21 protein-coding genes are annotated in these 25,224 nt (G+C 42.5%); 16 read left to right on the top strand and 5 right to left on the bottom strand.

Annotated elements, in window-relative coordinates; translation table 11 throughout:
- Window positions 1–70 precede the first annotated feature (70 nt).
- From CQ839_RS18885 to CQ839_RS18860, 6 genes are all read left to right on the top strand, one after another.
- Entirely contained in the window at window positions 71–934 is an 864-nt protein-coding gene (locus CQ839_RS18885; protein ID WP_103669852.1) for a DUF350 domain-containing protein, read from the top strand.
- A gap of 369 nt (window positions 935–1,303) precedes the next feature.
- A complete protein-coding gene (locus tag CQ839_RS18880) occupies window positions 1,304–2,188 on the top strand; it encodes a DUF4436 family protein (RefSeq protein WP_103669851.1) in 885 nt (294 codons plus the stop codon).
- A 95-nt stretch (window positions 2,189–2,283) separates the two neighbouring features.
- On the top strand, window positions 2,284–3,789 hold the full coding sequence (locus tag CQ839_RS18875; RefSeq protein WP_181016253.1) for a bifunctional aminoglycoside phosphotransferase/ATP-binding protein: 1,506 nt from the start codon (window positions 2,284–2,286) through the stop codon (window positions 3,787–3,789).
- A 314-nt stretch (window positions 3,790–4,103) separates the two neighbouring features.
- Entirely contained in the window at window positions 4,104–5,342 is a 1,239-nt protein-coding gene (locus CQ839_RS18870; RefSeq protein ID WP_146048767.1) for a hypothetical protein, read from the top strand.
- On the top strand, window positions 5,335–5,931 hold the full coding sequence (locus CQ839_RS18865) for an ABC transporter permease (RefSeq protein ID WP_103669848.1): 597 nt from the start codon (window positions 5,335–5,337) through the stop codon (window positions 5,929–5,931). Before CQ839_RS18870 ends, CQ839_RS18865 begins: the two co-directional genes overlap by 8 nt.
- The gene (locus CQ839_RS18860; RefSeq protein WP_258040792.1) at window positions 5,915–6,493 is read left to right on the top strand and encodes a hypothetical protein; all 579 of its coding nucleotides are present in this window, start codon (window positions 5,915–5,917) and stop codon (window positions 6,491–6,493) included. Before CQ839_RS18865 ends, CQ839_RS18860 begins: the two co-directional genes overlap by 17 nt.
- Before the next feature lie 6 nt (window positions 6,494–6,499).
- On the opposite strand, the gene CQ839_RS18855 is transcribed toward CQ839_RS18860, so the two are convergent.
- Window positions 6,500–7,009: a hypothetical protein gene (locus CQ839_RS18855; RefSeq protein ID WP_103669846.1), complete on the bottom strand. Its 510-nt coding sequence runs from the start codon at window positions 7,007–7,009 to the stop codon at window positions 6,500–6,502.
- A gap of 86 nt (window positions 7,010–7,095) precedes the next feature.
- Window positions 7,096–9,591, bottom strand: a complete 2,496-nt coding sequence (locus CQ839_RS18850; protein ID WP_103669845.1) for an HAD-IC family P-type ATPase — start codon at window positions 9,589–9,591, stop codon at window positions 7,096–7,098.
- 74 nt (window positions 9,592–9,665) lie between these two features.
- Here CQ839_RS18850 and thiS point away from each other — a divergent pair, with 74 nt between their 5' ends.
- Window positions 9,666–9,875, top strand: coding sequence for a sulfur carrier protein ThiS (thiS, locus tag CQ839_RS18845; protein WP_103669844.1), 210 nt, complete (start codon window positions 9,666–9,668; stop codon window positions 9,873–9,875).
- 80 nt (window positions 9,876–9,955) lie between these two features.
- Window positions 9,956–11,050 carry a GTP-binding protein gene (locus tag CQ839_RS18840; protein WP_103669843.1) on the top strand — a complete coding sequence of 365 codons (1,095 nt, stop codon included), beginning with the start codon at window positions 9,956–9,958 and terminating at the stop codon, window positions 11,048–11,050.
- A 277-nt stretch (window positions 11,051–11,327) separates the two neighbouring features.
- On the opposite strand, the gene CQ839_RS18830 is transcribed toward CQ839_RS18840, so the two are convergent.
- Window positions 11,328–12,176, bottom strand: a complete 849-nt coding sequence (locus tag CQ839_RS18830; RefSeq protein WP_103669841.1) for an Rpn family recombination-promoting nuclease/putative transposase — start codon at window positions 12,174–12,176, stop codon at window positions 11,328–11,330.
- 164 nt (window positions 12,177–12,340) lie between these two features.
- On the opposite strand from CQ839_RS18830, the gene CQ839_RS18825 reads away from it, so the two are divergent.
- A complete protein-coding gene (locus tag CQ839_RS18825) occupies window positions 12,341–15,868 on the top strand; it encodes a DUF4347 domain-containing protein (protein WP_103669840.1) in 3,528 nt (1,175 codons plus the stop codon).
- A 139-nt stretch (window positions 15,869–16,007) separates the two neighbouring features.
- On the opposite strand, the gene CQ839_RS18820 is transcribed toward CQ839_RS18825, so the two are convergent.
- Window positions 16,008–16,880 carry an Rpn family recombination-promoting nuclease/putative transposase gene (locus CQ839_RS18820; protein WP_103669839.1) on the bottom strand — a complete coding sequence of 291 codons (873 nt, stop codon included), beginning with the start codon at window positions 16,878–16,880 and terminating at the stop codon, window positions 16,008–16,010.
- Window positions 16,881–17,183: 303 nt separating this feature from the next.
- Window positions 17,184–18,440, bottom strand: a complete 1,257-nt coding sequence (ispG, locus tag CQ839_RS18815) for a (E)-4-hydroxy-3-methylbut-2-enyl-diphosphate synthase (RefSeq protein ID WP_103669838.1) — start codon at window positions 18,438–18,440, stop codon at window positions 17,184–17,186.
- 306 nt (window positions 18,441–18,746) lie between these two features.
- Between ispG and CQ839_RS18810 the strand changes: the two genes are divergently transcribed.
- The 7 genes from CQ839_RS18810 to CQ839_RS18780 all read left to right on the top strand — a co-directional run bounded on the left by CQ839_RS18810 (window position 18,747) and on the right by CQ839_RS18780 (window position 25,156).
- Window positions 18,747–20,033, top strand: coding sequence for a P-loop NTPase fold protein (locus tag CQ839_RS18810; protein WP_219817816.1), 1,287 nt, complete (start codon window positions 18,747–18,749; stop codon window positions 20,031–20,033).
- Complete coding sequence (locus CQ839_RS18805; protein ID WP_103669837.1) at window positions 19,993–21,621, top strand: tetratricopeptide repeat protein; 1,629 nt, start codon at window positions 19,993–19,995, stop codon at window positions 21,619–21,621. Before CQ839_RS18810 ends, CQ839_RS18805 begins: the two co-directional genes overlap by 41 nt.
- Before the next feature lie 29 nt (window positions 21,622–21,650).
- Window positions 21,651–22,466, top strand: a complete 816-nt coding sequence (locus CQ839_RS18800; RefSeq protein ID WP_103669836.1) for a creatininase family protein — start codon at window positions 21,651–21,653, stop codon at window positions 22,464–22,466.
- Complete coding sequence (ruvB, locus tag CQ839_RS18795) at window positions 22,447–23,679, top strand: Holliday junction branch migration DNA helicase RuvB (RefSeq protein WP_103669835.1); 1,233 nt, start codon at window positions 22,447–22,449, stop codon at window positions 23,677–23,679. Before CQ839_RS18800 ends, ruvB begins: the two co-directional genes overlap by 20 nt.
- A 166-nt stretch (window positions 23,680–23,845) precedes the next feature.
- Entirely contained in the window at window positions 23,846–24,079 is a 234-nt protein-coding gene (locus CQ839_RS18790; RefSeq protein ID WP_103669908.1) for a hypothetical protein, read from the top strand.
- A gap of 10 nt (window positions 24,080–24,089) precedes the next feature.
- A complete protein-coding gene (locus CQ839_RS18785) occupies window positions 24,090–24,488 on the top strand; it encodes a type II toxin-antitoxin system VapC family toxin (protein WP_103669834.1) in 399 nt (132 codons plus the stop codon).
- 245 nt (window positions 24,489–24,733) lie between these two features.
- Window positions 24,734–25,156: a hypothetical protein gene (locus CQ839_RS18780; RefSeq protein WP_103669833.1), complete on the top strand. Its 423-nt coding sequence runs from the start codon at window positions 24,734–24,736 to the stop codon at window positions 25,154–25,156.
- The last annotated feature ends 68 nt before the right edge of the window (window positions 25,157–25,224 follow it).

The following is a 25,224-nucleotide window of genomic DNA, read 5'->3' as shown; positions in this document are numbered from 1 at the left end:
TTCGCTAACTCACCCTACATATGATGGCTACCTTAGGTAGGGACAATAGATAAACTGGAGAAGATTGAGTATGGAAAGAATTTGGCAAGAGATAAATCGCATTCCTCTAGTAGTAATGGAACTGCTTTTAGGATTTGCTCTATTTTGGCTTGGGCAGCTTGCTTACCAAAAGCTATTTCGACGCATGAATCTCAATCTCCAGCTTTTTGTCCGAGATAATCCTGCGGTCGCGATCGCCTTAGTTGGTTATTACATGGGCATTGCGATCGCTGTGAGTGGAGCACTTACCCGAACTAGTTCTTCTTGGCAAGATGTATTGATTAACTTGGCTAGTTATGGAGCGTTCTCCATTTTATTAATGCTTGTTGGAGCTTGGATCTGTGATTGGGCGATCTTGCGGCGGTGTGACTGTGCTAGAGAAGTGCAGGAAGAGCATAATGTTGGTGCTGGAAGCTTGGAAGCAGGTTGTCATATTGGCAATGGACTGATCCTGAGTAGTGCTCTCGGTGGTGATGGAGGCAATTTATTTGTGGGTTTGGTCTGCTGGCTTTTAGGGTTAGGGGTTTTGATCTTTGTGAGTATCGTCTATCCACGGATCGCTGCTTACGATGTCTATGGCGAAATCGCTAAACGCAACAATCCTGCGGCTGGGGTTGCCTTTGCAGGTGCGATCGTTGGCGTGGCAAATGTCATTCGCAATGCCTTTATTCCAGAATTCGAGAACTGGACAGAGAGCTTTTCTATCTATGGAATTGCTTTAGGCTGTGGATTAATTTTATTAGCCGTGATTCGGTGGCTTGCCGATTTGATTCTCGTGCCTGGGGTCAAAATCTCTGATGAAATTGCCAAGCAAGAAACGCCAAACTTAGGTGTAGGCTTTATCGAAGCATTTACTTATATCGTCAGCTCTTTCTTGGTGGCATGGGCAATATAGGTTTGTTTTTACCTTCTGTTTGGGGTGCTTTAACCAATCTTCCGATTGTCCTAATGTGCTCTCTAAACCTTATTTTTACTCGATTGTGCGTCAGTAATCCCAATTCACAAAAGTGTGACAACACTTCTGTGAATTAAAAAACAAACCCTGTAAGGGTTTTAAAAACACAAAATAGCTGCGCCACTTTGTATTTTGGTATCACTTAGCTATCTCATGGTTAATCGCACCAAACCTAAACCAGTCATGATTTGTACCTATGACCATTAAGGTGGGGTGGATGAGCTAGCCTTACTCTGGTGACAGAGCACAAAGTGGGGTAGTCTGAATAGGATTTACTTTGCAAATCATTACTCTCTCAGGCGGAATTATATGGCAAATACAAGTCGCAATCTTCTGATTAAGCGCATTGTTATCATGCTGCTTTGTCTAGCGCTTTTTATTGGCGCATTCTCGGGGGCACTCTATTTTTATCAGAGCGATGGCACGCAGCGATCAGCTAATCTAATCTTTGGAGATGACAAAGAACCAAATCGGATCAATGTTGCTGTTACTATGCTAGGAGTTGATCCGATTAAATCCGAGATAAATCTCAGATTTGCACCGAGTCCTGAAGGAACATACGTTAAAGATGCACGCCTCACTAAAGACCTAAAATTCTTTACAGGTATCGAAAGTGGTAAAGCTGAAGTTACACTTGAAAAAAATCGCATTCCTGATACTGTGACAGGCTCCTTATCTATAGCTAGTGGTAGGGTTAGCGACTATCCTTTTGATGTTCACAAATCAGACTTCTACCTCTTTTTCACTAATCCTAAAGATGAGAAAGAAGAAATTCCCATGTCAGTTGATTTTTATGGAGCAATTTCAGGCTATAACATTGACGTTGATTACATTCCCAAAGCCGAGTTTGAGTCTACTGATAGCTATATAGGTTTGCGCGTAACTGTATCGCGATCGGTAATCACCAAGTCTTTTGCTATCTTCTTAATGATTTCAATGTGGATGATAGGTTTAGTGATATTTACGATGATCATGGTCGTAGTTTTGCAACCACGTCCAACTGAATTTGGGATGTTTACGCTGATTGCGGGTATGTTATTTGCGCTGCCTGCGGTACGAAACCTTCAACCAGGCGTTCCTCCCCTTGGCGGTTTGTCAGACTTTCTCTCGTTTTTCTGGGCAGAGTCACTTGTGGCAATTTCGTTGCCAATTCTTTTCTTCGTATGGCTAACACGCTATAAAAAGCCTAGTTAGTAACTATTCTCTATCGGCAATTCCTGAAAACTGGTTGATAATTACGAATTACGAATTACGAATTATCAATCACCAATTACCAATCACCAATCCTTATGTCATTACCGCCAATCATTGAGCAAATGCTCTTGCCTGAGTTTTACGAACATCCTGTTACTGAGCCAATTCAGCTTTTGCAAACCCATATTTCTTTTGTGCTGCTAACAGGCTCCTATGCATACAAAGTTAAGAAACCAATGAACTTTGGATTCTTAGATTTCTCTACACTGGAAAAGCGCAAATATTTTTGTGAAGAAGAACTGCGGCTTAACCGCCGTTTAGCTCCTGATCTATATCTTTCAGTCTTGCCCATTATCGAAACAGATGGAAAATATCACTTCGATAAGACTGGCACAGGTACACCTGTGGAATATGCGATCGCGATGCCAGAATTCTCACAGGAGGACTTGTTAATTGAGATGTTTGCTTCGGGCAGACTGACGGCTGATCATGTAAAACAAATTGGTGAACAGTTGGCGGTATTCCATCAGAAGGCACTAACCAATGACCATATCAATAGTTTCGGCACAATGGAAGCAGTTCGCGCTGTGGCAAATGATAACTATGCCTCCACTGAAAAGTATGTTGGTATTGCTCAAACTGAGGAACAGCTTGCTCAAACTCGCGCCTATACAGATAAATTCTTTGCGGAGAATGCAGATTTATTTAGCGATCGCATTGCTAAGGGCAAAGTCCGTGAATGTCATGGTGATGTGCATTTAAAAAATATTTGTCTCTATCAAGATCAAATCCAGATTTTTGATTGTATCGAATTTAATGAGCCATTCCGCAATAGCGACGTGCTTTACGATGCAGCATTTCTATTAATGGATTTGCAATTTCGCGGCAGAAGGGATCTCGCGAATATTTTCCTGAATACCTATCTAGAACGTACTGGCGATTATGAAGGAGCCGTTCTATTGCCCCTTCATTGCAGCATGAGAGCCTATATTCGCGCTAAAGTAACTTCTTTCTTGCTCGACGATCCGAATATTCCTGCGGATGTGAAAGCCAATGCTCAAACGGAAGCCTCGGCATATTACAAATTGGCTTGGGAATATACCCAACCCAAGCAAGGCAAATTGATCATCATGTCGGGTGTATCTGGCTCTGGCAAAAGCACAACCGCCAAAGCGATCGCCTCAGAGCAAGATGCTATCTATCTGCGATCGGATGCGATTCGCAAGCAAATTGCAGGAATTGGCTTAATGGAGCGTGGCAGTGATGATATTTACACGCCAGAAATGACTGCGAAAACCTATACCAGATTGGCTGAGTTAGGCGTTTTGTTGGCTAGCAAAGGCTTCACGGTGATTCTCGATGCGAAGTACGATCGCATTAGTCTGAGAAGTCAAGCGATCGCCGCCGCCCAAGCTCAAAATATTCCTGTCGAGATCATTTACTGCACTGCGCCCGTGGAAGTTTTGGAGCAACGTTTACGCGATCGCTCTGCTGCAAATAATGATATTGCTGATGCGACAGTTGAGTTATTAACCAGTCAGCAGGCCACCTTTGAGGATTTCACGACTGAGGAATTAGTTTTAGTGAAGAAACACGATTAAGATATAGGGGCAGTAGGGGCTTAGCATTCCCGCCACAATTTATAAATTTTGCGATCGCCTTGATTTGGGAATGCTAAGCCCAAAACTTCGCAACGCAGGGACAATTTTTCTGTGAAGGCATAAATCTCACAACGCAGGGACAGTTTTTCTGTGAAAGTAAAGAGGGCTTAGCATTTGCGGATCGAGGTTTCTGTAGTGAGTTTAAAAATTGTGGCTCAAATGCTAAGCCCCTACGGTTGCTATGAATCCTGCATGATTTCAGTTCGTCAGTTAATCCGTTAATATATAAACACTAACCTTTCATTAAAAATGTTATGTCCGATCGCCTGAAATTTTTCCGCAGGCTGATGTCAGCTTTTGAAGCTACTTCTAATCCCCAACGCGCTGTTGAAAGAGGATTTTATGTCAACTTGCCAAATAATCCTATTGAAGAAATCACTGGCAGAGTTGCACTTCGTCCTTCTTCAGTGCATTTATTATTTGGTGGCATTGGTTCGGGAAAAACAACACAATTATTACTTGCTCAACAAGCTTTAAATGAGTTAGAAGATATTAAAGCCATATATGTTGACGTTAGTCTGGTTGCCGATATTTCCGATCTTCAGTCTGGAGCTTTAATTGCGATAGCAGGACTTGAATTAATAAAAATATTGGGTGACACAAACAATCCTGATCTAGATGCCTCAAAACAGGTAATTCAAAAGGTAGCATATGGTTATAATGAAACTATAGAAAAATATGTTCCTCATCCTTTAGAGACAATCAAGAAGTTGGACTTATCTAAAGTAACTGGTGAAAGAAAAAGGATAGTAGTTAATCATAAAGGACTGATTTATCCTCAAAAAAATGATGATGCGAAGCCAATTTTACAAGCCTTTCTAACCTTAAGTAAAGCAGCGAGATTACTTGTCCAAAAAGAAATAATTTTTTTGTTTGATGGTCTAGATCGACTAAGCCAATCAAAAACTTTTATTGATGCAGCTTTGAATGACGTAATCGAAATCAGAAAAGCCGAAATAGGTTCGGTTCTTGTAGGTTCTATTGTAACGCCATACACTCAGAGAGAAAGTATTTCAAGTATAGTAGGATACTCTTACTTTCTTCCGTATTTTGATGTTTTTGAAAATGTTGAGGCACAGCAATTTTTTACAGAGATTTTTAAGGTTCGAGATCCTGAATATTTTATTACTCCAGATGCACGGATACTTCTAATGTATAAATCTGGAGGAGTCCTACGAGATTTAATGTCTCTTTGTCAAGCAGCAATTGAAGAGGCTTATATGGATGGTTTAGATCAGATTAAAGAGAAACACGTAAACCAAGCAGTTTTAGCTGTAGCTCGTTCAAAAATAATTGGTTTAACTGATTTAAGTGTAGATATTCTCCGTAAAGTTGTGACTGAAAAATCATTTTCTCCACGAGCATCTGAGGACTTTGAACTATTACTAACAGGACATATTTTGGAGTATAGATATCCAAGACCACGTTATGTTGTTCACCCAATATTAGCTCCGCTTGTTGAAAGTATAGCTGTGAGTGAAGTTAATGGATAAACTATTTTCTTTAGATGAATTATTGCAAAGAATTGGCTCTCGTCCAGATGGGAATATCTGGATGGCTCTTGTTGTAGATATTGATGATATAGAATCGATAGTTACAGACTTACAAGATACTATTGAAATTTTTAGTGAATGTAATACGGCTACTATATCTGGCAAATCTGACGCAAGAGCTTTAATCAACCAGATTAGTGAAGCATCAGAAGAATATTTTTTACTGTGGAAATTAGATGATTGGGATAATAATGAATGGAAAATTTTTGATGCTTTGAGAAGTCGATTAGATAAAGGTAATAAAGGAGGATTACTTGTACTTTCTGAGCAAGCTAATGATTTAATGATACATAACGCACCTAACTTTGTAAGTTGGTTAGGAGCAAGAATATATTATTTACAAAAAGATGCAGAAATACTAAGTGATGAAGAATGCGATCGCCGTCTAGCTGCACTACAAGAATGGACTGGCAAAACTAATGGTGAAGTGATTGTTTTGGCTGAAAATCGTCAACTTCCAACCGATCCAGAATATGGAGAGTGGCTAATTTTACTTAATCGAGGTGACTTGCTTGAGCGACAAAAATAATTGGCAAAATATGTGTGGAGAGATTCAAGAACGCTCTCTAGGCAATACATACCTTGAAGTAAAAAATGCAACTTCTCTATGGGCAGAAATTTTAAAATGCTTAACAACTGCCAGTGATGAAAAGGTTTTGAAGGCAAAGCAAGATGAAATTCGTAAATTGCTTAAAAAAGGGGCATCGTCTCAAATTAGTAAAAAAGGCTATTCGGAAATTATGGGTGGAGGCAAAAATTTTAATCGCATTCAAGATATTCCGCATTTTAAACTTCACAATGGTTGCTGGTTCGATTTTGCAATTACTATCGATGAAACTGTTAGCCCTGCTCAAATTATAGGCTTTGATTTTGAGCTCAGATTCCCGCAAAGAGAAAGAGAAATTGCAGTTCCTTTTCTAAGAATTGATCTCAATCTTCCAGATCATAACAACGATGAGCGAAATATACGGTTTCATCTTCATCCCAGCAATGATGACATCATGATTCATAGTCCGCCTATGTCGCCTCTGGAAATTCTCCATATGTTTTTGTATGGCATGAACATTCGTGATAAGCCTCGTTCTTCTTAAACCTATCTAATCTTCTGGATTCCCAGAACTCTGACGATATTGAAATGCTCTAGCGATCGCAGGGACGAGCAGAATTATAAGGGCGATCGCACTCCCAAGCGCGATATATGGATTGAGCGTGATTAGGCGGGATGCAGGCATTGCTGCATCTACGCTCAAAACATCATCAAAAACCATAGGGATTTCTAAGAGCTTACTTGCTGATGGCGGTGAAATCAAATTTAGAGAAGCCGCGATCGCAGGAAACATCACCGAGCTAAAAAGACAGATACTCAGAAATCTTGCCCAAGACTTCAAATACCATAGCCCGATCGCTAATAAAATTGGCACGATACTAAAACTGAGGAAAGCTATATTTGAAACTAATTGTAAGTTAATAGAATTGCTGTCAACCAAAGGAACATTGTTTTCCAATAATTGATAGATATAAAAATTGAGAATGCGATCGCAAATCAATACTAGACTCATCCCCAGCATCGTCGTTGCAAGAATGGTAATAGCGATCGGGCGTTTCATAGTTCTAGATTTCATCATGTTTGTAGTATGGATTTCCAATTTTAGATTTATGATAGATAGCGCGAAGCGCTGTCTATCATAATTGATTAGGGCTGACTGAGATAGCGTGGCAAATGACGAAACAACTTGCTCGATTGCATCATTCGTAATACGTAATAACTAGCAGTTGGCAAAAAGATCACCATCGACCAACCAAACTGATCGGGAACTTCAACTTGAAAAAATGCAGGGAACAGCAACATGAATATGGCAGAAATCCCAACTGATAGAATGCCGAGAATCGCAGCCGTAGAATTTTTGAAAAGAGTCCGTAATTTCCATATAGAAATATCAGTGATGCTCCAAAACACAAATAGACAGAAAAGCATACCGATAAAAGTGCTAACACATTGTGCTTGACCTTTAGCAATATCTTGAAAAGCATCTGAATTGATCACGGTTGAACTATAGGGAACCTTGAGTAGCGCCCAACCACTGATGTAATAGGAAAAGATATAGCCGATAGTCATCGCGATCGCTCCAAAAATCCCTGCAATACAGCTATAGCCCAAGACATCGCGTAGGAAGTTCTCTAGTCTCACTGGTTTTAGCCAACCAAAGGCAATCCAAATCGTCGGTAAACCAACTACTGCCATTGTTAAAACCGTCATGTGACGAGGTTCGACAGGAAAGGGAAGCTGTACAAATCCTGCAAAGGAAATCGTGAGAATCACCATGATATTTTTGGTGAGATAAAGCAAAGCCGAAGAGAGGATTTTTTGCTTAATGTCATCCCCTGCGGCGAAGGCTTGGGGCAAAGCCGACAGATTGTTGTCGAGCAACACGATATCTGCAACATCTTTACTGATCTGTGCACCGTCATTCATCGCGATCGCAAGTTGCGCTTCCTTAAATGCAGGTACATCATTCACCCCATCGCCCACCATGCCCACATAACCACCGCGCTTCACCATCGCCGAAATAAGACGACGTTTCATGTCGGGGGTGATTCTGCCAAATACTGCGCCAGAGGCTGCTGAACGGCTAAAGGTGGGCGAATCCATAGCTTCTAAATCTTTTTGCGTAAACACCGCATCATCGGGAACGGCAATTCCTGCTTGACGAGCGATCGAGGCGACAGTTTCGACACTATCGCCCGAAATCACTTTGAGGCGAATATTTTTATTTTGTAATTCAGAGATCGTCTCGATCACATCGGGACGCAGACTATCTTCGAGAAGGACTAAGCCGCGATCGCGGCGGTTGTTTGGTAGGGCAGGGTTTTTATCAGATGCGTCAAAAGTATCTTCACTGGTGACTACGGCGATCGCCCGCAAACCCTGTCTTCCATATTGCTTAGCTTTTTCCTGCATTTCAGGATTGGCAAATAAAATTTCGGGCGCACCGACCATAATCGTTGTGCCGATATCGATCGCGATCGCACCCCATTTACGGCTAGAACTAAAGGGAACTTCACTGACTAATTGTGCAGGCGATCGGGGCTTATCTGTAAAAGTCGCCATTGCCTTGGCACTACTATTCTGAGTTCCCATCAGATTTGTATAGAGAGCAATTAGCTCGCGCAGTGAATCTTGATCGGTATCACCTAAAGGCACGATCTCTTTCACCACAAGTTTATTTTGGGTCAGCGTTCCCGTTTTATCAGTACAGAGAATGCGCACACTATTCATTGAATCAACGGCATTGATTTTTTGAATCAAAGTGCGTCGCTTACTGATTTCTACCGCACCGATCGCAAAGGCAACACTAATCGAGAGAATTAAACCTGCTGGCACAAAACTATTGATAATTACCGAAGCATAGCGAATCGTATCTACCATCGACCGCCCCGAATTGAGGCTAGATGCGACATGCAAGAACGCCGCCACAATCAGCACTAGTACAAAAATTTCGACGAGAACATCAATCTTCTTTTGTAAAGGTGTAAAGACTCGCTTATAAACACGCGAAGACTGCGATAGCTTTACGGCATAGCTCTCATTGCCAATTTTGTCGGCACGAAATACACAACTTCCTGCTAAACAGAAAGAACCCGATAACACAATGTCGTCAATTTGTTTTGCTACAGGATCGGACTCTCCTGTTAGCAATGATTCATCCATTTCCACATTTTGAGAAAATAGCACTGCACCATCTACTGGAGCGCGATCACCGGGATTCAGTTCAATCAGATCATCACGCACCAACTCACCGACAGGAATTTCCCGCGCTTCACCATCACGACGTACTTTTACTTTCTGTACTGACAGCAAGGCGAGTTTATCCAGCGTCAGCTTTGCCTGAATTTCTTGCGCCACACCGACCAGAATATTCATAAATACCGAAAATCCTGAAAAGATGGCATCGGTAATTTGTCCAAGTGCCATCATCAAGATTAAAATCACCCCAAAGGTAACGTTAAATAATGTAAAAACGTTTTCTTTGAAAATGTCATTGTAGGTGCGACTCGATCGCATCACTACGACATTGATATCACCGCGTTGCTTGCGATCATTAACCTCAGCTTCGCTAAGTCCTATATCGACGTTTGGCGATGCGATCGCGGGCGAGTCAGGAGTATTTTCTGATGTAGGTTGTGACATAAACGCACAGGTATCATTTTTAGTAAGAAGTATAAGATCTCTAAGCCAACATTTAAAATCAGAGTTTAAACTTAATGTCTATGATTACGTTGCAAGTGAATGGTGACGATCGCAAATGTGAACCAAATCTCACGATGATCGAATTGCTGGAATATTTAGGACTAAATCCTCGCTTAGTTGCTGTGGAGTACAACGGCGAGATTTTACATCGTCAACTCTGGGAAAATACGATTATCCAAAATAGCGATCGCCTAGAAATCGTCACCATTGTTGGTGGCGGTTAGAAGTCTCTACAAATCAAGAGCGCTATAATTTTGTCAGTACATCTTTAATCAATTAGTATCACAGGCAATTGGCATCGGCTATGAGCATCGCAACATCACAAATCCCCGCTACTGTCCTTACAGGCTTTCTTGGCGCAGGCAAAACTACATTACTTAATCACATCCTCACAGCTGAGCATGGCAAGAAAGTCGCTGTGATCGTCAATGAATTCGGTGAAATTGGTATCGATCAACAACTAGTGATCGGTGCGGACGAAGAAATTTTTGAAATGAACAATGGCTGTATCTGCTGCACTGTGCGCGGCGATCTGATTCGGATTATCGGCAATCTGATGCGCCGCCGCAACAAGTTCGATCATCTCTTAATTGAAACTACTGGTTTAGCCGATCCTGGCCCAGTGATTCAAACCTTCTTTATGGATGAGGATATTCATAGACAAGTTGAGCTTGATGCTGTGGTGACCGTCGTTGATGCTAAGCATGTCCAACAACATTGGGGCGATCGCGAAGTTCTTGAACAAATTGGTTTTGCCGATGTGATTTTGCTGAATAAAACTGATTTAGTTACTGAAGCTGAATTAGTGGAACTGGAAGCAAAAATCAAGCATCTGAATGTTTTGGCAAGAGTCGATCGCGTTCAGTTGAATCAAACCGATACCGAGAATATTGAGGACAGCATCAACAAAGTTCTTAATGTCGGCGGTTTTGATCTCAATCGCATTCTTGAAAAGAATCCCGAATTTCTCGCTGCTCAAGTCAAGGAAGAACATGATCACGACCACGATCATCACGACCACGACCATGAGCATGAGCATGAACACCACGAACATGAACACCACGAACATGAACACCACGAACATCATCACCATATCCATGATGAGGAAGTTGGCTCAGTCAGTATTCTAGAAGCAGGTGCAGTTAATCCTTACAAGTTCCAAGCTTGGATTAGTGAGCTATTGAAAACTCAAGGTCAAGATATTTTCCGCTCTAAGGGCATTATCAATCTCTCTGGTTCTGAAGAGCGCTTGGTATTTCAAGGTGTGCATATGCAGTTCGACGCAACTCGCGATCGCCCTTGGAAAGACAATGAACTTCGCAAGAATCAATTGGTCTTCATTGGCAGACATTTAGAGAGTGAGAAGCTCCGCGAAGGTTTTATGGGTTGCTTGGTTTAAAAAAATTTCCACGAACTCAAGCTGATAGCGAAGTAGTGCAACCACGGGGGGATTGCCTCTACCCCAAGATTTCAAGGGGTTGAGCATTTGCGCCACCATTTTTATACTCCCTACCACAATCTCAATTTGCAAATGCTCAACCCTCTTCGCTTTCATCGACAAATTATCCCTGCGTTGCGAGGTTTGGGCATAGCATTCCCCTTTGATAATTTTGGTTAAAAGCATAAAGTCCTGTGGGAATGCTATGCCCCTACAGCGATACAGGTTGTTTGCCGACTTATTGATCTTGCGATCGCCTACTTCTCAATTCTACAATTTTTGCCAAGCTAAGCCCAGTCGCCCGACTAATAGCCTCATCATCCAGCATATCCAGCAATTTTGTAGCCATTTCTATCGTTGCCTCTGTCTTGCCTTGCTTCAGAGCCTTAACGATCGCATTATGTTGATCTTGAATAAAGAACTCCTGATGTTGTAACTCATCTAATTCTTCAGCCGAAAGATTTCCTTCTCTGGCAAACTCAAAGGCTTGCCTAATTTCTGGTACTGAATTCATACTCTCTGGCACAACATCTAAATCTAAGGCATGTTTGAGAAAATATAGCCACTTGTCTGCCAAGGTTTCTAGATCCGCGATCGCTTTATCAAACTTTGGTAACTCGACAAACACTAACTCAAGATCATAAATGGGATAATCAATCAAAAAGTCTTTCTCTTTTAAAATAAACCGAGAAGTCAATTGATTTATTTCGGAAAACATCACAAAATCAGTAATAGTCAGCGCAATCACAGGATTGAGTAGTGAATAGGATTGCCCAATACCAAGTTGAATGGAATAAGCTTTGGCCGCATTGTAGAGAATCCGCTTCTCAAATCCTTCGATATTCAATACTTGCATCTCGATAATTACGCTTGTACCGTTATCGAGCTTAGCTTTGACATCAAGATAGGTATCCTTAACACCTCGAATACGTGGAGATAAGTAAGGATTGAGAATTTCTAATTGCGAGATCCTGCGATCGCCGTTGTAAAGCATCGCATTCAAAAAACTGATCAAGACATCATGACTTTGTTCAGAGCCGAAGATTTTCTTGAACGCAAAATCAGTTTTTGGACTAATAAATCTCATATGCTTATGTGAGTATGTCTCAGCTTCAGTCTAGCAAAAATTTGTTAAAATCTTTGCCGCACGCTGAGCTGACTGTAAAGATCTTGATTCTGTTTTTTTTATAGCGATTACAGGGTAAATTATATTTTAAGATAAAGTAAATTTTAGTGGGGTTGTTGGAGATTATGCTGAAGTCAACTTGGGGAAAGTATTGGGCAACAACTGCGATCGCGATCGCCTTATCTCCAGCATTATTACTGACAACACCAGTCAATGCCCAATCAATACCGATCACTGCCGCGCAAGATGGGACTGGCACAATCATATTGCCAAATGGACAAAGATTTGACATTACAGGCGGAACCCAAGCAGGCTCAAATTTATTTCATAGCTTTCAGCAATTTGGCTTAAGTCAAGGACAAATCGCCAACTTTCTCAGTCAACCCAACATTCAAAATATTCTTGGTCGCGTTGTTGGAGGAGATCCTTCTGTAATCAATGGACTTATTCAACTGACAGGCGGCAATTCCAATCTCTACATCATGAACCCCGCAGGTGTGATTTTTGGGTCAAATGCGAGTTTAAATGTGCCAGCTTCTTTTACAGCTACGACTGCTAATGGAATTCAGGTTGGTAATGGTTGGTTTGGCATGAATACCAGTGCAAGTGATCTCCAAAAGCTTAATGGAACTCCCAATGCTTTAGCTTTTACTAGTCCGACATCGCCACTGACTCAAGGACAAACTTCTGGAGTAATTCTCAATCAAGGCAGTCTCAATGTTCCTCAAGGGAAAAGTATTTCGCTTGTTGGTGGCATTGTCATTAATACGGGGGCGATCGCTACACCTAATGGCACGATCAATATCGTGGCAGTACCCGATGGTAAATATGTGCGGATTACTCCTGAAGGTGGTGTTCTCAGCTTTGATCTACCGATCGCTACTCAGCAAGAATTGGGCAGTACCAAACCGATCGCAGGGATTGATTTGCCAAAATTACTGACTGGGTCAGGGATTACTGCACCGACCAAAGCAGGAGAGGCGATCGCTACGGGTAATCTCACGGCCGCCAATATCAATATCCTTGCCAATCGTTACAACACCACTCAAGCTTCTTTGAATGCGACTAATATCCAACAGGGTTGGAATTTTGTATTCATCGACAGCACGGTTAAGGATTATCAAACTTTGCTGGATGGTACTAATGGCGGAAGTAGTGTGACGGTGATTAATCCTGATCAGTATGGCATTCAGAAAGTGACTGAAACCTTGGCGAGTGTGACGGGTGCAAATAATTTGCATATTGTTTCTGAAGGAGATGTTGGTAATTTCTGGCTAGGCAAAGATTTTGTTAGTACTGAGAATATTGCTAGATATGCTAACGATCTTCAGGCTTGGAAGACGGCTCTATCTCCTGCGGCAAATATTCTGCTCTATGCCTGTAATTTGGCAAGTGGCGAGAATGGGGCGGCGCTAGTTCAAGCGGTGAAGAACTATACGGGGCATGATGTGGCGGCTTCGACGAATCGCACGGGGGCGGTGGCGCTGGGTGGTGATTGGAATCTGGAATACCAAACTGGGAAGAACCCCGCGACTGTGATTTTCAATAATGCGGCGACGAATGCTTATCAGAATGTTCTAGCGATTTTTACGGTGACGAGTGGCGGTGATGTTGCGTTAGATGTAAATTCTTTGAGAGGAAGAATTGCGGCGGCTAATGCTGCCGTAGGTGCTGATGAGATTCGATTTGACCCAAGTCTCAATGGTATAGCGATCGTACTTACGAATGGAGAGATTGCAATTACCCAAGCTCTTACGATTAGTGGCAATGGCAGCACCAATACAATTATTGATGGCAATGCCAATAGTCGGATTTTTAATGTTACGGCTGCTGTGCCTGTCACCTTTGATGGTGTCACGATTAGAAATGGCAGGGCAAGTAATGGTGGTGGGATTTTTAGCAGTGGAGCCGTGACTCTCACCAATAGCACTGTGTCGGGTAATACGGCTAGTGATGCTGGTGGTGGGATTTGGGGCAGTGGAGACGTGACTCTCACCAATAGCACTGTGTCGGGTAATACGGCGACAAATTCTGGTGGTGGGATTTTTGGCAATGGAGACGTGACGCTCACCAATAGCACTGTGTCGGGTAATACGGCTACTGCTAGTGGTATTGGTGGTGGGATTTATGGCAATGGATCAGTGGTCTTGAATAATAGTGTTATATCAGGTAATACGGCGAATAATGCTGGTGGGATTTTTGGCAATGGAACCATTACCCTCATCAATAGCACTGTGTCGGGTAATACGGCTAATGATAGTGGCGGTGGGATTTTTGGCAATGGAAACGTGGAGCTCACCAATAGCACTGTGTCGGGTAATACGGCTATTTTTGGTATTGGTGGTGGTGGGATTTATGGCTATGGAGCCGTGACCCTCACCAATAGCACTGTCTCTGGTAATACGGCGAATAATGGTGGTGGGATTTTGGGCAATGGAGCCGTGACCCTCACCAATAGCACTGTGTCGGGTAATACGGCTACTAATAATGGTGGGGGGATTAATAGCTATGCCGTGACTCTCACCAATAGCACTGTGTCGGGTAATACGGCGAATTTTAATGGTGGGGGGATTTTTGGCAATAACGGAGGCACGATCACCAATAGCACCATTACCAACAACACTGCCGATGCCAATAACAATGGCACAGGTGATGGTGGGGGGATTTTTCGTAATAGCGGCACATTCACGATCACAAACTCGATTGTTGCAGGTAACTTTGACCGAGGATTGGAAGCTCCTGACTTGGGTAGTAATGTCGCAGGAGTAGGTTTTACTAATGGCGGCAATAATTTAATCGGTGCAAATGATGGCTTCGCCGCAACATTTGCCAATAGCTCCCTCATCGGCACGATCGCAAATCCCATCAATCCGCAACTTGCACCCCTTGGCAACTATGGCGGCACAACTCTAACTCATGCTCTCTTACCCAATAGCCTTGCCATAGATGCAGGGAATAACGCAGGTGTCGCTGCCACCGACCAACGGGGCGCAACCCGCATTTTTGGTGGCACTGTCGATATCGGTGCATTTGAATCTCAAGGCTTTAGCCTTACACCTCTAGCCAACACCACACCACAGAGTACAGATGTCAACACCAGTTTTGCTCAGCTTCTAGGCGTACAAGTAACTGAAAACTTCGTAAACAGCCCTATTTTTGCCCCCAATATTCTCATCACCTTTACTCCACCATCTAGCGGAGCCAGTGGTGCTTTTGCGGGTAGTGCGGACGTACTAACCAGTAATCTCGGTACTGCCCAAGCTCCTGCATTTACCGCCAATGGAGTTGCAGGCAGTTACACAGTGGCAGCGACAGCAACTGGATTTGCTCCCGCATCATTTTCACTGACCAATACGCCCACACCTACACCCACACCTACACCTACACCCACACCTACACCAACACCAACACCTACACCTACACCTACACCTACACCCACGCCTATACCCACACCCACACCCACACCTACACCCATATCTAATCAAGTTACCAATGGATTTGGTGGTGTATTTCCAAGCCGTGAGGATTTAGAAGGACGTTCTCCCAGATTAGACGAGCAAGATCCAGAACTAAGTTTCACACAGGTTCTCTGCCTTGATCCTTCCCTCGCCAATGCTCAGACTACTTCCATCCCTACTTGCAAGGGTAAATAGCATCCAATCAATAAAAAAACAAAATCCCTGTAGGGGCAGGTTTAGAGACAAGTCAATGGTTTACCAATAGATTTATTGCAAAACCTGCCCCTACGCATGATGGATATATCCCATTTGATGATTTGCGATCGCAATGGACTTATTGATCTTGCGATCGCGTATTTCTCAATTCTGCAATTTCTGCCAAGCTAAGCCCAGTTGCCCGTGCGATCGCCTCATCATCCAGCATATCCAACAATTTTGTAGCCGTTGCTAGCGTTGCATTCCTTTCTCCCTGCTCCAAACCTCGATTCAAGCCTTGCCGCTCCGCCTTAATGATCGCATTATGTTGATCTTGAATAAAGAACTCCTGATGCTCTAACTCATCTAACTCTTCAGCCGAAAGATTACCTTGTCTCGCAAATTCAAAGGCTTGCTTGATTTCTGGGACTGAATTCATACTCTCTGGCACAACATCTAAATCTAGGGCATGTTTGAGAAAATATAGCCACTTGTCCGCTAGGGTTTCTAGCACCATCAGTGCTTTGTCAAACTTGGGCAACTCAACAAATACCAGTTCCAGATCATAAATGGGATAGTCAATCAAAAAATCTTTTTCTTTTAAAATAAACCGAGAAGTCAATTGATTTATTTCGGGAAACATTACAAAATCAGTAATCGTCAGCGCAATCACAGGATTAAGTTGCGAATAGGATTGCCCAATACCGAGTTGAATGGAGTAAGCCTTAGCAGCATTGTAGAGAATGCGCTTCTCAAATCCTTCGATATTTAATACTTGCATCTCGATAATCACGCTTGTGCCATTATCGAGCTTGGCTTTGACATCGAGATAAGTATCCTTAACACCTCGGATGCGTGGAGCTAAATAAGGATTGAGAATTTCTAATTGCGAGATTCTGCTCTGACCATCGTAAAGCATCGCATTCAAAAAACTGATCAAGACATCATGGCTTTGTTCGGAGCCAAAGATTTTCTTGAACGCAAAATCAGTTTTTGGACTAATAAATCTCATATGCTCATGCCAACAGTTCCTAATCTCATTCTAGCAACAATGTATTTCTCTCTTATAGCGCTTTGCGCTCAAACCCAAACCAAGAAAAAATCTTGAAAGCGCTGCGAAGCAACGCTTTCAAGATTTTTTCTTGTAGCTCATTAGATCGGCAATTGCTGTCATATGATAGGCCTGGGGCGCAGCCCCTACAGAACGTAGGTTTTTCAGGTAGGGGCAAAGTCCCCTTGATTGCCCTGCTTTGCTAACAGCAAAAGATTCATCACCTGCGTTCCACGTAACATCAATTATTGAGTCAAATCGCTTTTAAGGATCAACCCAGCGATCGTCGGATTTGATTAGGGCAATTAACTGTTCTACACCCTCGGCTTCAGGTACACGCTTGATTTCTTCCTTGCCACGATAGAGCGAGATTGTGCCAGGGGTTTTGCCGACATAGCCATAGTCAGCATCTGCCATTTCCCCAGGCCCATTGACGATGCAACCCATAACCGCAATGTCCAAGCCAACTAAGTGGCTAGTTGCTTCGCGGACTTTATGTAGGACTTCTTCGAGGTTGAATAGAGTGCGACCGCAGGATGGACAGGCGACATATTCCACCATCGTTTTGCGGAGTCCGAGAGACTGCAAAATGCTATAGCAAACTGGAATTTCTTTCTCAGGAGCTTCGGTGAGGGAGACGCGGATGGTGTCACCGATACCTTGGGCGAGTAATGTGGCAATGCCTGCGGTGGACTTAATCCGACCATATTCGCCGTCGCCTGCCTCGGTTACACCTAAATGCAATGGATAGTCCATACCCAGTTGATCCATACGCTTAGCCATCAGTTGATAGGCGGCGATCATCACAGGCACACGGGAAGCCTTCATGGAAATAACAATATTTCTAAAGTCAAGATCTTCACAAATGCGAATGAACTCGATCGCAGATTCGACCATACCCTGAGGCGTGTCCCCATAGGTAAACAGCATCCGCTCAGCGAGGGAGCCATGGTTTACGCCAATTCGCATGGCTTTGCCCTGTTCCTTGAGAGACAAAACTAGGGGCTTGAGGGTGTCGCGGACTTTTTCGGCGATTTCGTCAAATTCTGATTGGGTGTATTCGGTGCGATTTGCTTTGGGTTTCTCGAATACATATAGCCCTGGGTTAATACGGACTTTGTGGATATGCTTGGCGACTTCGAGGGCAATTTTCATGCCGTTGTGGTGGACATCGGCAACCAGTGGCACGTCCATATAGGTACGTTTGAGCTTTTGACGTATTTCCGAGAGGGCGGCGGCATGAGCCATGCTGGGCACAGTGACGCGCATGATTTCGCAACCAATTTCATGCAAGCGGCGAATTCCTGCTACAGAGCCATCAATATCGAGGGTGTCTTCATTAATCATCGACTGCACCACAACAGGTGCGCCGCCGCCGATGGTGATATTGCCCACTTGCACAGGTCGAGTTTTGCGTCTGACAATTACACCAAGATTTTCGCTACCATCGATAATGGGTTCAGCTTTGGCGGCTTGTGTGCCATTTTGGATAATTTTCAGATTCTCAGAAACAGTCGTCATAAAACTTTTAGTGACATTCAGTTATTAGTTTATCTGAAAGTAGGTAAAATATAGCTTTATTCTTGTCTTTGATATCAGGATATAAAAGGTGATCATGCTAATGCCGATCTTGCTATTCACCGCTAAACTAAAAGTATTGGAAAAATCTAACAAAATTAGGCTACGGTCAATACACGAGCCAATTACAGTTCCATTTTAATATTTCAGAAATAAAAGCTAGTAAAGCTATGTCATTTTTACCATCACAACCTGCAACTGATTTGCGTACTGCCTATCGCGTATGTGACGTAAAGCCTTTGGAAGGGGATGATCTCGAGCGCTATTACGCCCAATTACGCCCAATTAGGTGAAGCGCGTAAAAGTGAGGCTATGATCAATATCAGCACGATGCTAGATTTGCAAGAGGAGCAGGAATTTAGCACGATTTTATTTACAGGTCATCGTGGGTGTGGCAAAAGTACCGAATTACGACTATTAGAGAGAAATTGGCGATCGCAATATCATGTTATTTATCTAGAAACCGATGAAGTGACTGATATTAACGATGTGGAATATACGGATCTGTATTTGTTGGTTGCTCAGTATGTGGAGTATGAGTTACGCAAATTAGGAATTCAACTAGATCGCGGTATTCTCAAAGATTTTGAAGACTGGTTTGCGGATATTACGGAGGAAACGGAACAGACTGTCGAAAGTTCAATTTCGTTAGAAGGAGAAGTAACATTGGGTGGCGAAAGTCCATTCCCCATTCCTTTTTTAGCAAAGCTACTTGCTAAGCTGACTTCACAGATTAAAGGTGGTGCAAAGGATAAAAAAGTTATTCGTAATATCTTAGAGAAAGATTTCTCGCGGTTGAAGGCGACAATTAATCTATTGCTAGATGATGCAACCAAAAAGCTTAAGAAAAAGCGTCCAGATTGTAAAGGACTTTTACTGATTTTTGACAATCTCGATCGCTGTCCGCCCCATGTAGCAAATCGGCTATTTTTTGACTATGCGGCTCAGTTACAAGAATTAAGAGCGACGGTTGTTTATACAGTTCCAATTTCAGCTCTATATTCGCCACGCGGGATCGGCAATAATTTTAATAAGCCGTCAATTGTGCCGATGGTGAATATTTATGAGTTTGAGCGCGATCGCGATGAATTGGCACTCAATGACAAAGGCTTACAAGCTCTGGTTCAGTTATTGCAAAGACGTATGCAGACTGACAAAATCTTTGCTTCAGAAACAGTGGTACTAGATGTAGTCCGTGCTAGTGGTGGTCATGTCAGACATTTGATGCAGATGATGCGCGAAGCTTGTATTACGGCAATCGGACGTGGACATAAAACGATTGAGTCCGATGATGCTGCCTATGCCATCAAGCAATTGCAGTTTAGTTTTGAGCGCGAAATTCCCGATCTTCACTATGCGGCGATCGCTAATACCTATCGCTCTAAGCGTGCTGCTAATGATGAGACTGGTCAACAGACTCTTTTCAATACATCGGTATTGGAATACAACGGTAAACAACGCTGGAACTATCCCCATCCTACGGTAATGCAAATAGATGCTTTCCAAAGAGCCGTTAACGCCATCGGGCAACCCTGAAGAAGATTTTCTTCTCCGCAATGCCGAAGCTTTGCAGAAAATCGCGATTTTTGCCGATCTTTCTGAAGGCTTTACGGTGGGTTTTGTGGAAGTTAATTTAGAACGTGATCGCAATTTTACGATTCGAGCCTTAGAGTCAAGCAAGAAAAATCCCGAACTTCAATGGATTTCGCTGCATTTTGACGATCCAGATTTGCACTATTTAATCGCTGCAATTACTGATTCTTTGCAAAACGTGGAATTAATTCCAGACAGAAAAACAGTCTTATTAATCAGTGGTTTGGAAAAAACAATCGGTGGTTATGGCGACTATCCACCACTTTTGAGCAATCTCAATATTGCCCGTGATACCTATGGTCACAAGTTGCCCTATCCGATCTTATTCTTGTTACCAAGTTACGCGATGACGCGCTTTGCAAGGTTTGCTCCAGACTTTTGGGCATGGAAATCGATTGAGGTTCGCTTACAAAGTGATATTCCAACGCCTGAGCGATCGGTTGCTCAGATGTCTATCATTCCTAACGATCAAATAATAATCCCTGTTTCTCTAGATCGCTTCGATCTACTCCATCGATTGATTGAAGAATATTCACAACCAACTCTTACTCGCGCCGATCTCCTAAATCAGCTTGGACAGGCTTATGAATCTCATATCAAATATGTCAAAGCGGAGCAAGCTTATCAAGAATCTCTCAAGCTATACTCTGCTCTAAATAATGACTCTCAAAAAGCAGAAATTCTCACTAACCTCGCAGGGCTATATGATTCTCAAGGAAGATATAAAGAAGCAGAATTTCTCTTTAAGCAAGCACTTTCTATTAGGAGAGAACTATTCGGAGATCACCATCCCGATGTCGCTACTAGTCTGAATAATCTCGCATTAATAGACTATTCGCAAGGAAGATATGAAGAAGCAGAATCACTTTTTAAACAATCTCTGAAGTTGAGACAAGAACTATTAGGTGATCACCATCCCGATGTCGCTACTAGTCTGAATAACCTTGCAGAGTTGTATCGTTCACAAGGGAAAGATAAAGAGGCAGAACCTCTCTTAAAACAATCTCTGGAGTTGAGACAAGAATTATTCGATGATCATCATCCTAATATCGCAACTATTTTAAGTAACCTTGCAGAGTTGTATCATTCGCAAGGTAGGTATGAAGAATCCGAACCGCTTAGTAAAAAAGCCTTGGCACTATATCAAGAACTATTAGGTGATAGCCATCCCGATGTTGCTACTAGTCTCAACAATCTAGCTAGTCTTTACCATTCACAAGGTAGATATGAGGAAGCGGAGACTCTTTATCAAAAAGCTCTTACTTTGATGTCAGAACTATTAAGAGATGAACATCCCGATGTTGCAAAGATTCTAAACAACTTTGCGGCTTTACGTTACAACCAGAATCTTTATGATGAGGCAGAAGCGCTATTTCTGCAAGCACTAAAAATTCAGGAGGCTGTTCTCAGTAGCGATCATCCACATACTCGCACGACGCGGGGGAATTACGAAATATGCTTAAAAGCCAAGAAGAGTAAGTCAAGATCTTCAAAAAACAAAGGATTTGGGCGATCGCCTACGATGAAGTAACATATATTGCAAGATAAATATATTTTTCCATGAATTACTTTCCTGCTAATCGCAGTTTTGCTTACCTTACGTCACCAGCGATCGCATCCATACCAAACAAGCAAAATGTGGTGATTATTCAGCCGATGGGGGCGATCGAGCAGCATGGCGCACATTTACCATTGATCGTTGATGCGGCGATTAGTATAGGGGTGTTAGCAAGAGCTTTAGAGAAATTAGATCCAGAGATTCCTGCTTATGCTTTGCCACCTTTGTATTATGGTAAATCCAATGAGCATAGTACTTTTGCAGGCACGATTACGATGCGATCGCAGACGATGCTAGCGATGTTGACAGACATTGCTGAGAGTGTTTATCGAGCAGGATTTCGGAAATTAGCTTTGATGAATTCCCACGGTGGACAGCCGCAAATTTTGGAAATAGTTGCTCGCGATCTCCATGAGAAATATTCTGACTTTGCCATATTCCCTCTCTTTACTTGGCGCGTTCCCAATGTTGCCAAAGAGCTTTTGACGGAAAAAGAATTAGAATTTGGAATTCATGGTGGCGATGCCGAAACTAGCCTGATGTTGGCGCTTTTGCCTGAACAGGTACAGATGGATAAGGCAGTTACCGAATATCCCTATGGCTTGCCTGAAAATAGTTTGCTCAGTATGGAATCGGCAAATCCCTTTGCATGGGTGATGCGCGATTTGACACGCAGCGGTGTGTTGGGTGATGCTAAGGCTGCAACTAGAGAAAAGGGTGAAAAGATACTTGATTCTCTAATTGATGGTTGGGTGCAATTGATCGAAGATATTTACAAATTTGAGCAACCTAAAGCATATGGCAATCATCTCCTCTAAACCAAATCAAAATCCGAATCCAGAAGGCGATCGCCTGAATGATCAAACTGCTCAAAATCCTATTCCAGTTACTGAACAAGCTGCCAGCAAAAAATCCACCTCCCGATCGCCTAAAAAAGCACCCAAAAAAGAGGTGGCATCGCCAGAAATGCAACAGGCGTTAGATTTATTGCAAGCGGAAGCCACACCAGAGGAGAAACTAGAAGATCAACTTGCCAAAGATGCTCCTGCTCAAGTTTCAGTTGATATTAATATTCGCCCCAAAAATCTCGCAGACTATATTGGACAAAAAGATTTAAAAGAACTGCTAAATATTGCGATCGCGGCGGCAAAATCGCGATCTTCAGCCCTCGATCATTTGTTGTTATATGGCCCCCCAGGGTTAGGTAAAACTTCTCTGGCTCTAATCATTGCTCAGGAAATGGGCGTGCAATGTAAAATCACTTCGGCTCCTGCCCTTGAAAGACCTCGCGATGTGGCAGGATTACTAGTTTCTCTGCAACAGGGAGATATTCTCTTTATCGATGAAATCCATCGCTTACCGAGTGTAACGGAAGAGATTCTCTATCCTGCAATGGAAGATTATCGACTTGATATCACGATTGGCAAAGGACAAGGGGCAAGGATTCGCAGCGTGCAGTTAAATAAATTTACGCTGATCGGGGCGACTACGAGAATTGGATCTTTATCTTCACCATTGCGCGATCGCTTTGGCTTTGTGCAACATTTCCGTTTCTATGAGCAGGATGAACTAACGCAAATTGTGTCCCGCAGTGCCAAGATTCTAGAGACTCCAATCCATGATGATGGTGCGATAGCGATCGCGGCAAGATCACGCGGTACGCCTCGGATTGCTAATCGTCTCTTAAAGCGAGTGCGCGACTATGCCGAAGTTAAGGCAAAGGGCGAACAGATTACAGGTGCGATCGCAGAATCAGCACTGGAATTATTTAATGTCGATCCGAAAGGTTTGGACTGGATCGATCGCAAATTATTAACGGTGTTAATTGAGAACTTTAATGGTGGCCCCGCAGGTTTGGATACCTTGGCGGCAGCAACGGGTGAGGATGCTCACACGATTGAGGAAGTCTATGAGCCATATTTATTACAGATTGGCTATATCAATCGTACACCTCGCGGTCGGGTGGCTACAGCCGCAGCATGGAAGCATTTGGGCTATTCTGTGCAAACTGCGATCGCGGGTTTGTTGTAGTATGCGATCAGCTTTCTCAAAAATCAACCAAACAGCGATTGCCATTCAGCGTCTAATAGCGATTATCTCCAGTCCCAAAACATCGTAAATCCCTGCTAATAATAGCTAAAATGTTGTAGTGCTACAATTGATTGGCGATCGCTCAAATTACCCAGCGCAAACAATTATGTTACAGACAATCCAAGGAATATATCGGAACGGTAAGATCGAATTAGCAGAAACCCCTCAAGATATTACGGAGAGCCAAGTTTTTGTAACTTTCTTTAAGCCTCAGTCAGTTAGTCTTGCTAGTCAGTTTATGTCGTTTGGGATGTTTTCAGGTTCTCAACAATCGACCGAAGCTGATTTTAGAGATGCTGAGTTTAATGGCGATGTTGATGATGCTCTTGGCTGGGTGTGATTCTAGTAATATGAAGTATATTCTTGATACGCACGCTTTAATTTGGTTTTTGGAAGGTAATGCTCGTTTAGGTTTGACCGCTAAAAAAATTCTTTCGGATTCAAGTAGTGAATTGATTTTACCTGCGATCGCTTTAGCTGAGTCGGTATGGATTGTGAGTCGTGGCAAGACTTCAATTCCTTCTGTTGATGCTTTGCTAAAGGTTGTGAAAGATGACAAACGAATTTCTGTCTATCCGTTGGATTCTGATGTGATTGAAAAAAGTGTAAAGCTCGCTTCTATTAATGAGATGCACGATCGCCAGATTGTATCAACTGCTTTAGTGATAGAGGGGCAAGGCAATCAGGTAGCTCTCTTGAGTTGCGATCAGAATATTTGTGCAGCGAATTTGGTTGCGATTGTTTGGTAATCACCTGACTAATCGCCACCTCCTGTTCCTTAACCGCAGTCTCGCGCAGAGTTGCCAGAAAGTCACGGAACTTTTGGATACCAACATCGAAGCCTTTAGCTAAGGCACTTTAGTATAGGCTTTTGAATATTCTCAATTATGGTAATATCCAAAAGTTTCACTACGGTAGTAGATAGTAGAAGAGATTGAGATATACTTAAGCATTATATTTATGTTTTCCATCTAGAAATAAAAACTGTAGCAAAATGTCTCAGATCAAATCGTTTAAACTACCTTCTTCTTTTGACATTTACAATACAGAGCCTCACTTAACATTAGATCCAGTATCAAAAATCAATATTTTTGTTGGATCAAACAATTCTGGTAAAAGTCGTTTTCTTAGGATGCTGTCAACTCAAGATAAGCACGATATCTCATTGGCAGATGTATCTCTAAGTTTGATTAATGAACAGATTAGACAGATCCTAAGTGAACTTAGAAAACTTATGTCAGAGAATGAATTGGATAAAATCCGCGAATTTAGTGAAAAATCCATAGATAATCTGATGGAATTACCAGATTTTATAAGTTTAAATTCAGATAGCTATCAAAGTTGGAGAGATGATTTTAAGTCTTGGGAAGCTTTCCCAGAAATAACTAGCATAGACATGGCGTTGTTGCATGAATAAAAAGAAGCCAAAAGATGGAGGATCTTAGGATAGACAATTAACGAACAACAGAACAGGAGACAGGTTTA

Origin of the sequence: Pseudanabaena sp. BC1403, from assembly GCF_002914585.1 — a bacterium.
In the GTDB taxonomy this organism is placed as follows: Bacteria; Cyanobacteriota; Cyanobacteriia; order Pseudanabaenales; family Pseudanabaenaceae; genus Pseudanabaena.
The sequence above is the reverse complement of the archived record's forward strand: the minus strand, read 5'-3'. Positions and strand labels throughout refer to the sequence as shown.